This window comes from Microbacterium sp. LMI12-1-1.1, assembly GCF_040676455.1.
Taxonomy (GTDB): domain Bacteria; phylum Actinomycetota; class Actinomycetes; order Actinomycetales; family Microbacteriaceae; genus Microbacterium.
In genome coordinates, this window is record NZ_JBEGIA010000001.1 from 1,548,115 (window position 1) to 1,560,537 (window position 12,423).

11 protein-coding genes are annotated in these 12,423 nt (G+C 70.3%); 3 read left to right on the forward strand and 8 right to left on the reverse strand.

Annotated features, from left to right (window positions below; all coding sequences use genetic code 11):
• Window positions 1-194: 194 nt before the first annotated feature.
• The 4 genes from MRBLMI12_RS07235 to rlmN all read right to left on the reverse strand — a co-directional run bounded on the left by MRBLMI12_RS07235 (window position 195) and on the right by rlmN (window position 7,326).
• A complete protein-coding gene (locus MRBLMI12_RS07235; RefSeq protein ID WP_363355186.1) occupies window positions 195-2,345 on the reverse strand; it encodes an ABC transporter ATP-binding protein in 2,151 nt (716 codons plus the stop codon).
• Entirely contained in the window at window positions 2,342-4,075 is a 1,734-nt protein-coding gene (locus tag MRBLMI12_RS07240) for an ABC transporter ATP-binding protein (protein ID WP_363355188.1), read from the reverse strand. Before MRBLMI12_RS07240 ends, MRBLMI12_RS07235 begins: the two co-directional genes overlap by 4 nt.
• Before the next feature lie 225 nt (window positions 4,076-4,300).
• Window positions 4,301-5,929: a DUF4407 domain-containing protein gene (locus MRBLMI12_RS07245; protein WP_363355190.1), complete on the reverse strand. Its 1,629-nt coding sequence runs from the start codon at window positions 5,927-5,929 to the stop codon at window positions 4,301-4,303.
• Window positions 5,930-6,084: 155 nt separating this feature from the next.
• A complete protein-coding gene (rlmN, locus tag MRBLMI12_RS07250; RefSeq protein WP_363355192.1) occupies window positions 6,085-7,326 on the reverse strand; it encodes a 23S rRNA (adenine(2503)-C(2))-methyltransferase RlmN in 1,242 nt (413 codons plus the stop codon).
• 117 nt (window positions 7,327-7,443) lie between these two features.
• Between rlmN and MRBLMI12_RS07255 the strand changes: the two genes are divergently transcribed.
• From MRBLMI12_RS07255 to MRBLMI12_RS07265, 3 genes are read left to right on the forward strand one after another with little or no spacing between them, the layout of a single operon-like run.
• Window positions 7,444-7,917: a GNAT family N-acetyltransferase gene (locus MRBLMI12_RS07255; protein WP_349429039.1), complete on the forward strand. Its 474-nt coding sequence runs from the start codon at window positions 7,444-7,446 to the stop codon at window positions 7,915-7,917.
• A 9-nt stretch (window positions 7,918-7,926) separates the two neighbouring features.
• Window positions 7,927-8,565 carry a LysE family translocator gene (locus MRBLMI12_RS07260; RefSeq protein ID WP_349425416.1) on the forward strand — a complete coding sequence of 213 codons (639 nt, stop codon included), beginning with the start codon at window positions 7,927-7,929 and terminating at the stop codon, window positions 8,563-8,565.
• On the forward strand, window positions 8,565-9,455 hold the full coding sequence (locus MRBLMI12_RS07265; protein WP_363355193.1) for a Cof-type HAD-IIB family hydrolase: 891 nt from the start codon (window positions 8,565-8,567) through the stop codon (window positions 9,453-9,455). Before MRBLMI12_RS07260 ends, MRBLMI12_RS07265 begins: the two co-directional genes overlap by 1 nt.
• Window positions 9,456-9,494: 39 nt before the next feature.
• Here the strand turns inward: MRBLMI12_RS07265 and MRBLMI12_RS07270 are convergent, their stop codons facing one another.
• From MRBLMI12_RS07270 to MRBLMI12_RS07285, 4 genes are read right to left on the reverse strand one after another with little or no spacing between them, the layout of a single operon-like run.
• A complete protein-coding gene (locus MRBLMI12_RS07270) occupies window positions 9,495-9,875 on the reverse strand; it encodes a VOC family protein (RefSeq protein WP_349425418.1) in 381 nt (126 codons plus the stop codon).
• A gap of 43 nt (window positions 9,876-9,918) precedes the next feature.
• Window positions 9,919-10,758: an SDR family oxidoreductase gene (locus MRBLMI12_RS07275; protein WP_363355194.1), complete on the reverse strand. Its 840-nt coding sequence runs from the start codon at window positions 10,756-10,758 to the stop codon at window positions 9,919-9,921.
• A gap of 17 nt (window positions 10,759-10,775) precedes the next feature.
• Window positions 10,776-11,552 carry an enoyl-CoA hydratase/isomerase family protein gene (locus tag MRBLMI12_RS07280; protein WP_363355195.1) on the reverse strand — a complete coding sequence of 259 codons (777 nt, stop codon included), beginning with the start codon at window positions 11,550-11,552 and terminating at the stop codon, window positions 10,776-10,778.
• Between the two features lie 20 nt (window positions 11,553-11,572).
• Complete coding sequence (locus MRBLMI12_RS07285; RefSeq protein ID WP_363355197.1) at window positions 11,573-12,334, reverse strand: SDR family NAD(P)-dependent oxidoreductase; 762 nt, start codon at window positions 12,332-12,334, stop codon at window positions 11,573-11,575.
• Window positions 12,335-12,423: the final 89 nt, after the last annotated feature.

The following is a 12,423-nucleotide window of genomic DNA, read 5'->3' on the forward strand; positions in this document are numbered from 1 at the left end:
TAATTGACCATGAGGAAAACGCTACCTGCCTCCGCAGAGGTGCCGGCGCGATCCCGCTCACCTGTCGCGAATGGTGAGCCTCGTCCCCGATTCGTGACAGGCGAGCGGTCGGGGGTGAGGACCGGCAGCCGGGACGAACGGATGCCGCGACCGGCGCGTGAGCACCGGTCGCGGCATCCGTCGTCAGGAGTCGGTCAGACGACGCGGGCGGACTCGTCCTCGACGGCGTCATCGGCGGCCCCGGCCGACGGCTCGCCGCGCTCGGCCTCGGAGAGCGCATGCGCCTCTTCGTCGAGATCGGTCGCCGCCTGCTCGAACTGCGAGTTGTAGAGCCGGAAGTACGCGCCCTTGGCGACGATGAGCTCGTCGTGCGTGCCCTTCTCGACGATGCCGCCGTTCTCCATCACGAGGATGAGATCGGCGTCGCGGATCGTCGACAGGCGGTGCGCGATCACGAAGGACGTCCGGCCCTCGCGCAGCGCCGCCATCGCGTGTTGCAGCAGCAGCTCGGTGCGGGTGTCGACGGAGCTGGTCGCCTCGTCGAGGATCAGCACCGACGGCTGCGCGACGAACGCGCGGGCGATCGTGATGAGCTGCTTCTCGCCGGCCGAGATGTTCGACGCGTCCTCGTCGAGGAGCGTGTCGTAGCCGTCCGGCAGGGAGTGCACGAAGCGGTCGACGTACGTCGCCCGCGCGGCGGCGAGGATCTCGTCGTCGGTGGCGTCGGCGCGGCCGTACCGGATGTTCTCTCGGATCGTGCCGGCGAACAGCCACGGGTCCTGCAGCACCATGCCCGTCTTGGCGCGGATGTCGCGCCGCGTGAGCTGAGCGATGTCCTGCCCGTTGAGGAGGATGCGGCCGCCGTCGAGCTCGTAGAAGCGCATCAGCAGGTTCACGAGCGTCGTCTTGCCGGCACCGGTCGGGCCGACGATCGCGACCGTCTGCCCCGGCTCCACCCGGAAGGACAGATCGTGGATGAGGGGACGGTCGGGCGAGTACGAGAACGCCACGTCCTGGAACTCGATGGTGCCGTCGCCGTCGACAGGCGCCGGGGCATCCTGCGCGTCGGGCTCCTGCTCGTCCTCGTCGAGCAGCTCGAACACCCGCTCGGCCGAGGCGGTTCCGGACTGCACGACCGCGGCCATGCCGCCCAGTTCCGACAGCGGCTGGGTGAACTGCTGCGAGTACTGGATGAAGGCCTGCACGTCGCCGAGGCGCAGCTGTCCGCCCGCGACCATCAGCGCACCGAAGACGGCGATGCCGACGTAGGTCAGGTTCCCGATGAACATCATCGCGGGCATCATGATGTTCGACAGGAACTGCGCCTTGAAGGAGGCCGCGTAGAGCTCCTCGTTCTCGGCGCGGAATGCCTCGCGGGACGCCTGCTCACGGCCGAAGACCTTGACGAGCGCGTGGCCCGAGAACGACTCCTCGACACGTGCGTTGAGACGGCCGACCTTGCGCCACTGGATGCCGAACGCCTTCTGCGAGCGCGGGCCGATGACGCCGAACAGCACCGCCATGAGCGGGAAGCTCACCAGCACCACGAGGGTCAGCTGCCACGAGATCGTCAGCATCATGATGAGCACGCCGATCACGGTGAGCACGGCAGTGAGCGCCTGCGACAGCGACTGCTGCATCATCTGGGTGATGTTGTCGATGTCGTTGGTGACGCGGGAGATCAGCTCGCCGCGCTGCACCCGGTCGAAGTAGCGCAGCGGCAGCCGGTTGATCTTCGCCTCGACGTCTTCGCGCAGGCGCCACATGACGCGCACCATGATCACGTTGATGACGTAGCCCTGCACCCACATCAGCACCGACGACGCGAAGTACAGCGCGAGCACGATGAGCAGCACGCGGCTGAGCGCCATGAAGTCGACGCCCGCGCCGGGCACGAAGTGCTCCATTGCCTCGACCATGTTGGCGAGGTCCTGCTCACCGGAGGCCTCGAGCCCCTGGACGACCTGCTCTTTGGTGGCGCCGGACGGCGCCATCGACGACACGACGCCCTCGAAGAGGATGTTGGTCGCCTCGCCGAGCACCTTCGGCGAGAGCACCGCCAGCACGACGCCGATCGAGCCGAGGATCGACACGAAGATGAAGCCGACCGCGTTGGGCCGCAGGAGCCCGATGAGGCGGCGGAAGGAGGGCCCGAAGCGCGCGGCCTTGCCCGGGGCGACGGCGCCGCTCCAGTCGTCGGCCGAGATGCGGGCCTGCTCGCCGAGCTCGATCTCGAGCTTCTCCTCGGGGCTCAGCTCTGCGATCGCATCGCGTGCGCGGCGGCGGCTGGTGGACTTGCCGGTGCCGGACTGTGGTTCAGGGTTCGAGGGGTGTTCGGCGCTCATCGGGCGACCTCCGCTCCGAGCTGGGATTCGACGATCTCGCGGTAGGTCTGGCTCGTCTCGAGCAGCTGCTCGTGCGTGCCGAGTCCGACGATGCCGCCGTCGTCGAGGACGATGATGCGGTCGGCGTCGGTGATCGTCGAGACGCGCTGGGCGACGACGATCTTCGTGACGTCCGGCAGCTCTCGCCACAGCGCCTGCCTCAGCCTCGCGTCGGTGGTGAGATCGAGCGCCGAGAACGAGTCGTCGAAGACGAGCACGCGCGGCTGGTGGACGATCGCCCGGGCGATGGCGAGGCGCTGGCGCTGACCGCCTGACACGTTGGTGCCGCCCTGCGAGATCGGGGCGTCGAGCCCGCCGTCCATCTGGCTCACGAAGTCGCTCGCCTGGGCGATCTCGAGCGCATGCCAGAGCTCGGCATCCGTCGCCTCCTCACGCCCGAACCGCAGATTCGAGGCGATCGTCCCCGAGAACAGGAACGGCCGCTGCGGCACCAGGCCGATCGTGGCCCAGAGCGCTTCGAGATCGGCGCGGCGCACATCCAGGCCGCCCACCTCCACGACGCCGTCCGTCACGTCGAACAGACGCGGGATCATCGAGATCAGCGTGGTCTTGCCCGCGCCGGTCGAGCCGACGACCGCGACGGTCTCACCCGGCTCGGCGCGGAAGCTGATGCCCGAGAGGATGGGGTGCTCGGCGCCCGGGTAGGTGAAGGTGACGTCCGTGAACTCGACGGTGCCCGGCGCAGGGAACTCGGCGGGTGCATCCGCCGCCCGCGCGAGCGATGAAGACGTGTCGAGGACCTCGCCGATGCGCTCGGCCGACACCGCGGCGCGCGGGATCATCAGCGTCATGAAGCTCGCCATCAAGACGCCCGAGAGGATGATCATGGCGTACTGCATGAAGGCGAACAGCGTGCCGATCTGGATCTCGCCCGAATCGACCTGCATGCCGCCGAACCAGATCACGCCGATCACGGTCACGTTGAGGATGAGCATGACGGCGGGGAAGAGCACCACGAACAGCGAGCCGACCTTGCGGCCGACCACCATGATCTCGGTGTTGGCCTCGCGGAAGCGCTGCTCTTCGATCGGCTCCCGCACGAACGCGCGGATGACGCGGATGCCGGTGAGCTGCTCGCGCATGATGCGGTTCACGCCGTCGAGACGTGACTGGAAGCTGCGGAACAGCGGAACCATGCGTGCGATGACGAGACCCGCGACGAGCAGCAGCACGGGCACGGCGACGGCGATGATCCAGGCCAGGCTCGCCGCCTGTTCGATCGCGAGGATGATGCCGCCGATCGCGAGCAGAGGCGCCGTGACCAGGAAGGTGGCCGCCATCATCGCCAGCATCTGCACCTGCTGCACGTCGTTGGTGTTGCGGGTGATGAGCGAGCCGGCCCCGAACCCGGTGACCTCGCGCTCGGAGAACCCCGAGACGCGCTCGAAGACGTCGTCACGGATGTCTCGCCCGAGCTTCATCGCCGCCCGCGCGGCGAAGTAGGTGGCGATGATCGAGGCGACGATCTGGGCGAGTGACACCGTCAGCATCACCATGCCGGTGCGCCAGATGTACTCGGTGTCGCCCTTTGAGACGCCGTTGTCGATGATGTCGGCGTTGAGGCTGGGCAGGTAGAGCGAGGCGAGGGCCGAGGCGGACTGGAACAGCAGCACCCCGAGCAGCAGCCAGCCGGACGGTTTGAGATAGCGGACGAGGAGTTTGGCGAGCACGGAGTTCTCCCAGACGTGACGAGGCCATGACGAATCACCGCCTGATGCGGTGGTCATGGTGTGCCGACCCACCATTGCACGGGCCGCCGACATCGCGGCAGTCCCGTTCACGGAGGGCGAACGGCTGATCGGACGGCGTTCCCGGGCCGTCCGCCGGTCACTCTAACACGATATATCGCGTACTGTCACTCCGGTCCACGGCCGACGAGCGAGGGATGCCGCAGGTCAGGCCTGCCCGCCCTGGGCGATGTCGGCGCGCTCGCGCCAGCTGCGCGCGGTGACGCGATCCAGCGCCACCTGGCGGCGCAGGGCGTCGGCCTGCTCGTAGAGCGACGGCTGGCCGTAGCTCGTCAGCACCTTCACGAGCACGGGCAGCAGCTCGATCATGAAGAAAAGCCCGGCGATGAGCCAGTGCGCCCAGGAGAGGATCGGCTCGCGCTGCGACAGCCGCTCCAGTCCGCTGATCTGGCTGAGCAGCCCCACGGCGCCGGAGTTGCCGCCGGCGATCTCCGCGGCGCGGGCGTCGTAGGCCGCCAGAGCCGCCTGGTACTGCTCGCGCGCCCCGGGGAGCTCGTCGTTCGCCTGCTGCTTGTTCTGCGCCTCCGACGCGCCGACCTCGGCCGTGCCCGCCGCCTGCGCCGCGGCCAGATCCGCCTGGGCGGTGGTCAGCTGGGAGGCCAGGTCGTCGTACGAGGCCTGCGCGGCGGCGAGCTGATCCTGCGCGGCGCCCGAGCTCGCGCCCTCGCCCGCGACGCCGCTGCAGCCCGCGACCTCACCGGCCCCCTGGCCGGTGAGCTCGCACTGGTAGATGGCGCGCGCCTGATCGATCACCGTCTGCTGCGCGGCGAGCTTCGCGGTCAGGTCGTCGACGGTCTGCTGCGCCGAGGCGGTCGACGCAGACGTCGTGTCGGCGCCCGCCACGACGCCGCTGGCCGCCTGGCTCTCGAGCGCGGCGACGCGCTCGCTCGCGGCATCCAGCGCCTGCTTCTCAGGACCGGCGGTGACGGCATCCTGATCCGCCTGCGCCTGCGTGATGTTCGTCGCGTTCACCTCGCGGGCGATGTCGTTGTGGAAGATCTGCAGCACGAGAGGCTCGGCCACGACGATGCCGATGACCGCCGCCATGATCACCCGGGGGATGGCGAGCCCGATCAGCCGGCCCACACTGTGCGTCGAGCGCATGGTCGAGGTGAGGAAGCGGTCGAGGTTGAAGATGATCAGCGCCCACACGATCGCGAGCGGCAGCGCGCCCCACGCGACGATCCGGACACCCGTGGTCAGGGCGAAGTACATCGAGATCGCGGAGATCAGCGCGGTGCCGGCGATCACGAAGAACATCTGCACGAAGCGGGGCGTCTCGGTGGGCACCTGGTCGAGCACCGACGCGTCCGCTCCGCCGAGCACGGCGAGCCTCCGCCAGCCCGAGCCGCGCTCGCGACGGCGCGCGCCGCGCTTCGCGCGACCCGGGCGCGTAGGAGCGGCGTCCGCCGGGGCGGGGTCCTCGACGACAGCGGGCTCGGCGGTCGGGTCCGGCTCCGCCGCAGCGCCCCACTCCCCGATCGGGGCGGTCTCCACGGCCGCCGCCGGCTCGGTGTCCGCCACCGCCGCCCTGTCGGCCACCACCGTGACGGGCTGCGTCGGGTTCATCGCCAGCGCGTCCTCGAGCAGATCGCGCGTCACCGGGTACGGGTCATCGGGACCCTCTCCATCGAGACGCTGGTCGCTCGGCTCCCCGGCCGCCTGCTGGGCGCGCACGTCATCGAGGTAGAGATCCGCGGTTCGGTCGCCGTCCGTCTCGAACTCGATGCGGCCGTCGGAGCCGAATCTGCCCGGCCGGTGTGCGGAGAATGACATCCGGACACCCTAGACAGGCCAACCTGTGCGGCAGGTGGACGAATCCTGGATCGACGGGGGCCGCAAGCGTTTCGTCTCGCTCGTTCCTCGCTCGCTCAACGACCGTGCTTCCGGTCGTGAATCGACCGAGCGACACGAGAACCGAGCGCTTCGGCTCAGTCCTCGAGCGGGGTGACGGCCGCGACCGCCTCGTCCTCTTCGGTGGCGACGAGCTGGCCGCAGGCGCCGTCGATCTCCTTGCCGCGGGTGTCGCGGAGGGTCGTCGGGATGCCGGCGTCGTTGAGGCGCCGGACGAACTCGTTCTGCACCGGCACGTCGGAGGCCGTCCAGATCGAGCCGGGGGTCGGGTTCAGCGGGATGGGGTTGACGTGCACCCAGCCGCGACCGCGCGCGTTGAGCTTCTCGGCGAGGAGATCGGCGCGCCAGCCGTGGTCGTTCATGTCCTTGATGAGCGCGTACTCGATCGACACGCGGCGTCCGGTCTTGTCGAAGTAGGCGCGGGCGGCATCGAGGGCCTCGTCGACCTTCCAGCGGGAGTTGACCGGGATCAGCTCGTCGCGGAGCTTGTCGTCCGGCGCGTGCAGCGAGAGCGCGAACGTCACCGGGATGTCCTCGTTCGCGAGCTTCGTGATCGCAGGCACGAGACCGACGGTCGACACCGTGATGCCGCGAGCGCTCATGCCGAGGCCGTGCTGCTTGTCGGTCATGACCCGCACCGCCTGCATCACCCGCGCGTAGTTCGCGAGCGGCTCGCCCATCCCCATGAAGACGATGTTCGACACCCGCTCGGCGGAGCGGTCGTCCTTCTTCTTGCCGCCGAGCCCGCCGTCGGCGATCAGGCGGTTGGCGCGCACGATCTGCTCGACGATCTCCGCCGCCGACATGTTGCGGGTGAGGCCCGCCTGCCCGGTGGCGCAGAAGGGGCAGTTCATGCCGCAGCCGGCCTGGCTCGACACGCACAGCGTGATCCGGCCGGGGTAGCGCATGAGCACCGACTCGACGAGGGCGCCGTCGTGGAGCTTCCACAGGAACTTGATCGTGTCGCCGCGGTCGGTCTCGAGACGCCGCACTTCCGTGAGCAGGGCCGGCAGCATGCCGTGGACGAACTCCTCGCGGCCCTCCGCGGGGAGGTCGGTCATATCGGCGGGGTTGTGGGTCCAGTGCTGGAAGTAGTGCTTCTCGAGCTGCTTCGCCCGGAAGCCGGGAAGCCCGAGCTCCTTGACCTTCTCGACGCGCTGCTCGGGGGTGAAGTCGGCGAGGTGCACCGGCGGCTTGCCGCGCTTGGGGCTCGCGAACTGCAGGAGCGGCCGGCCCTCGGCATCCTTCTTCTGGGTCCAGCCCTCGGTCGCCGGACGCACCTGCCTGGGCTTCGTGGCGCGCACGGGCGAATCGGTCATGAGAACCAGGGTAGGGGACACGCCTGGACGGATGCCGATGCCGGCGCATCGCGCAACCCCCGCCCGGCGTGCGGCCGGCCCGGCTAGCGTGACGGCGTGAGCGACAAGAGCGACGCGATGATCCGGCCGATCGAGCCCGGCGATGCCGGCGAGGTGCTGACGCTGCAGCGTGCGGCATTCGTGCAGGAGGCACTCATCTACGGCACGCCCGACATGCCGCCGCTCACGCAGACGCTGGAGGAGGTGCAGGCCGAGCTGGAGGAGAATCTCGGCGTCGTCGCCCTCGACGGCACCCGCATGATCGGAGCGCTGCGGGCGCGCATCGACGGCGACCTCCTGCTCGTCGGCCGCATCGCGATCGCGCCGGACCGCGCGGGCGAGGGCATCGGCAGCGCGCTGCTGGAGGCCGTCGAGCGACGCGGCGCCGACCGGGGTGCCACGGACGCGGAGCTGTTCACCGGGTCGCTCAGCGAGGCGAACATCCGCCTCTACGAGCGCGTCGGGTATGCCGAGACCCAGCGTGTGCCGGGCGACGACGGCACCGAGCAGGTCTTCCTGCGCAAGCGACTCGAGCAGGAGCGTCGCGGCTAGGCTCGCCGTGTGGTCCCGCTCGAGAACCTTCTCGCCTTCACGCTCGCCGCGCTCGTCCTGATCGTGATCCCGGGCCCGAGCGTGCTGTTCACGATCGGGCGCGCACTCGCCCTCGGACGCATCGGCGGGCTCCTCAGCGTGCTCGGCAACGCGCTCGGCCTCCTGCCGGTCGTCGGCCTCGTCGCGCTCGGCGTCGGCGGCATCGTGGCGCAGTCGGTCGTGCTCTTCACGATCGTCAAGGTCGCCGGGGCGCTGTACCTCATGTATCTCGGCGTCCAGGCGATCCGTCACCGCCACCGCGCCGCCGCCGAGGCGAACGGGGGCGTCCTGCCCCGTTCCGCGTGGCGTCAGCTCGGCGAGGGCTTCATCGTCGGCGTAACCAACCCGAAGACGATCGCGTTCTTCGTGGCGGTGCTGCCGCAGTTCGTCGATCTGAACGCGGGCATGGTGCCGCTGCAGATGGTCGTGCTCGGCCTCGTCTTCTTCGTCATCGCACTCATCTCCGACGGCATCTGGGCTCTCGTGGCCGCCGGCGCCCGCGGGTGGTTCGGCCGCTCGCCCAAGCGCATCTCGACCTTGTCGGCGACCGGCGGCGGCTTGATGATCGGCCTGGGCGGCATCCTCCTCTTCACCGGGAACAAGCACTGATGGACTCTTCGACGACCCCGGATGCCGGACCGCAGCGAGCGAGCGGCCGGCGCATCATCTTCCTCGACGTCGACGGGACGATCCTGGAGCACGGCTCGCACATCTCCCCCTCGACCCCGGGCGCCGTTCGCGCCGCCCGCGCGGCCGGGCACCTGGTGTACCTCAGCACCGGGCGATCCGCCGCCGACATCCATCCGGTCGTCGCCGAGATCGGCTTCGATGGCGCCGTCACCAACTCCGGCGCGCTCGTGACGTCCGACGGCGAGGTGGTCGTCGAACGCCCGCTGTCGGCGGAGGCGACGGACCGGATGCTGACGGCGCTGCGCAGCCGCGGCATCCGCTACTTCCTGCAGACCCGTGACGCCGTCTACGCGAGCGACGACATGGCCGAGCTGATGCGCGACTACGCCGTCGCGCTCGAGGCCCGCGTGCAGGCAGGTCAGGAGGTGCGCCCGGAGGACTCGCTCGTCGGCCTCGCCCAGCGGAGGTTCCCGGGTGTGGCAGAGGCGGACCTCGGCCGCATCGACAAGGCCGTGTTCGTCAGCGACCACGAGGAGGGCATCGACGAACTCCGTGCCGATCTGGGCGACGAGTTCCTCATCGTCCCCGGCAGCATGCCGCTGCCCGGCGGCTCGAACGGCGAGATCAGTGAACGCGGCACCACCAAGGGCTCGGCGATCGAGCTGCTGCTGGCGCACCTCGGGATGGATGCCGCCGACGCCGTCGCGGTCGGCGACAGCTGGAACGACGTCGAGATGTTCCAGGTGTGCGGCGTCGCGGTGGCGATGGGCAACGCGCAGCCCGAGCTCAAGGAGCTCGCCGACATGGTCACGACCGACGTCCTCGACGACGGCATCGCCCACGCGTTCCGGCGGCTCGGCCTCATCTGATCCGGCGTCGCCGCCGTTCGAGGCGGCCCGGCCGCGGTGTCACGGCTGCTCGCGGACTTCCATCCCGAGGTTGACGAGGGTGCCCCCGGGGTCGCGTACCTGCGCGACCCGCTCGCCCCATGGCATGTCGGCGGGCGCCTGCTCGGCCCGCCCGCCGGCGTGCACCCACGCCGCGTAGGTCGCATCCACGTCGTCGACGTAGAACCAGAGCGCGACGCGGTCGCCGACCGACGGCGGCAGCGCGTCGGGGTCGCGGCCGATGCCCAGCGACGTCTCGCCGACCTGCAGCGACACGTAATCGTCCTCGTCGCCGCTGCCGAACCGGTAGGTCACCGTCGCGCCGAGGGCGCTCTCGTAGAACCGCACGAGCTCCGGCAGGTCTCGCACCAGCAGGATCGGGAACAGGCTCCGTACCCCCATGGGGCCACCCTACGTCGCCGTCGTGGGTCTCGAAAGGGACTGCTCAGTCCAGGAAGATGTCGGGGAACAGGGCCGAGTCCGGGGTACCGGGGACGGCCGCGTAGCCCGAGAAGTCGGTCACGCCGGCCGCTTCCAGCACGTCCTCGACGATGAGCGTCTGGCCGGTGTACCCGCGCGCCGGCTGGGTGAAGATCTCGTATGCGGCGTCGGCGTAGATCTCGGGCGTGCGGCTCACCTTCATCATGCGGTCGCCGCCGAGCGCGAACTGCACCGCCGCGGTCGCGATCGTCGTGCGCGGCCACAGCGTGTTGGCGGCGATGCCGGCCGACGCGAACTCCGCCGCGAGCCCCAGGGTCGCCATCGTCATGCCGTACTTCGCGAGCGTGTAGCCGGTGTGGCCGCCCAGCCACTTCGGCGAGAGGTTCAGCGGCGGCGAGAGGGAGAGGATGTGCGGGTTCGCGGCATCCTTCAGGATCGGGATCGCGGCACGCGAGAGCATGAAGGTGCCGCGCACGTTGACGTCCTGCATGAGGTCGTATTTCTTGGCGTCGAGGTCGAGCGAGCGCGACAGGTCGATCACCGAGGCGTTGTTGACGACGATGTCGATGCCGCCGAACTCGCCCTGCGTCTTGAGCACGGCCTCGGTGACGTCGTCGTCGTTGCGCACATCGCCGACGATGGGCAGTGCGTTCCCGCCGGCCGCGCGGATCTGCTCCGCCGCCGAGTGCACCGTGCCTTCGAGCTTGGGGTGGGGCGTGTCGGTCTTGGCGAGCAGCGCGATGTTGGCGCCGTCCCGCGCCGCGCGCAGCGCGATCGCGAGGCCGATGCCGCGGCTGCCGCCCGACATCAGGATGGTCTTTCCGGCCAGGGGCTTGTCGCTCATCTCGGGTTCTCCTCGGGTCAGGAACGGGACTTGGCGGATGCCGCCGCGAAGGCCGCGACGCGGGCGCGGGCCTCCTGCGTGTCGAAGCGGGCGCCGATCGAGGCGGCCTCGTCGTCGAGGTTCTCGGCGAGCGAGCGCCCCGCCCCGGTGCGGACCAGCCGCTTCGCCTGGCCGAAGGCGCCGGTGGCGTTGTCGAGCCAGAACCGGGCGACCGCCTCGGCGCGGGCGGCGACGTCCGCCGCGGGCACCACTTCGGTGACGAGACCCCAGTCGAGCGCCGTCTCGGCGTCGATCGTGAGGTCCTGCAGCAGCAGCTGCAGCGCGCGGCGCTGGCCGACCGCCGCCGGCAGCAGCGTCGAGACGCCGAGGTCCGGCGTCAGCCCGATGTTCGCGTACTTGCTCACGAACCTCGACTGCTCCGACGCGACGATGTAGTCGGCGGTGAGCATGAGCCCGAGCCCGCCGCCCGCCACCGCACCCTGCACGGCCGCGACGATGGGCTTGCCGGACTCGACGAACGTGCGGATGCCGTCGTGGATGGTCTGCGCGGCGCCCGTGACGTCGGGGCCGGACGCGCCCGACGTCGCCATCTCGAGGACGTCGCCGCCCGCGCAGAAGGCCGGGCCCGCGGCATCCAGGATCACCGCGCCGACCGACTCGTCGGACGTGATCTCGTGGGCGACGTCGCGCCAGCGGCGGCCCATCTCGAAGCCCATCGCGTTGAGGAACGCGGGCCGGTTGAAGGTGACGCGTGCGAGGGCGCCGTCGCGCGTGACGAGGATCGAGTCGCTCATTGTTCTCCTGCGGTCGGGGCTTACTTCGGTGCCATCCGGATGGCACCGTCGAGGCGGATGGTCTCGCCGTTGAGGTAGCCGTTGTCGACGATCGACATCACCAGCCGCGCGTACTCGTCGGGCTTGCCGAGTCGCTGCGGGTACGGCACCTGCTCGCCGAGCGAGTCCTGGGCGGCCTGCGGGAGTCCCATGAGCATCGGGGTCTCCATGATGCCCGGGGCGATCGTCACCACGCGGATGCCGTAGCGCGCGAGCTCGCGCGCGATCGGCAGCGTCATCGCGTGCACGCCGCCCTTCGATGCGGCATACGCGGGCTGGCCGATCTGCCCGTCGAACGCCGCGACGCTCGCGGTGCTGACGATGACGCCGCGGTCGCCGTCGGCGGTCGGCTCCGTCTTCGCGATCGCGGCGGAGGCCTGCGCGATGACGTTGTACGTGCCGATGAGGTTGACGCGCACGATGCGCTCGAAGCCCTCCAGCGGCGACGGGTTGCCGTCGCGGTCGAGGACCTTCGCGGGCGGCGCGATGCCGGCGCAGTTCACCACGACGCGGAGGGGACCGGATGCCGCGGCCGTCGCGACCGCGGCGGCCACCTGCTCCGCCTCGGTGACGTCGGCCGGCGCGAACGCTCCCCCGAGCTCTGCGGCGACATCGGCGCCGGCGGAGGACGGCAGGTCGACGATCGTCACGGCAGCGCCGGCTGCGGCGAGGCGGCGGGCGGTCGCGAGACCGAGGCCGCTCGCGCCACCGGTGACGAGCGCGGAGGCACCCGTGAGGTCCATGGATTCTCCTTCGAAGTCCGGATGCTGCGGAACCGCGTATCAGCATACGCGGGACTGAGTCCCAGGTCATGCCGGGCGGCGCACGACCC

Bases quoted from the DNA above. Each gene is read 5' to 3' on its own strand.
- MRBLMI12_RS07235 (WP_363355186.1), bottom strand. From the start codon at position 2,345: ATGAGCGCCGAACACCCCTCGAACCCTGAACCACAGTCCGGCACCGGC.
- MRBLMI12_RS07245 (WP_363355190.1), bottom strand. From the start codon at position 5,929: ATGTCATTCTCCGCACACCGGCCGGGCAGATTCGGCTCCGACGGCCGC.
- rlmN (WP_363355192.1), bottom strand. From the start codon at position 7,326: ATGACCGATTCGCCCGTGCGCGCCACGAAGCCCAGGCAGGTGCGTCCG.
- MRBLMI12_RS07255 (WP_349429039.1), top strand. From the start codon at position 7,444: ATGATCCGGCCGATCGAGCCCGGCGATGCCGGCGAGGTGCTGACGCTG.
- MRBLMI12_RS07265 (WP_363355193.1), top strand. From the start codon at position 8,565: ATGGACTCTTCGACGACCCCGGATGCCGGACCGCAGCGAGCGAGCGGC.
- MRBLMI12_RS07270 (WP_349425418.1), bottom strand. From the start codon at position 9,875: ATGGGGGTACGGAGCCTGTTCCCGATCCTGCTGGTGCGAGACCTGCCG.
- MRBLMI12_RS07275 (WP_363355194.1), bottom strand. From the start codon at position 10,758: ATGAGCGACAAGCCCCTGGCCGGAAAGACCATCCTGATGTCGGGCGGC.
- MRBLMI12_RS07280 (WP_363355195.1), bottom strand. From the start codon at position 11,552: ATGAGCGACTCGATCCTCGTCACGCGCGACGGCGCCCTCGCACGCGTC.
- MRBLMI12_RS07285 (WP_363355197.1), bottom strand. From the start codon at position 12,334: ATGGACCTCACGGGTGCCTCCGCGCTCGTCACCGGTGGCGCGAGCGGC.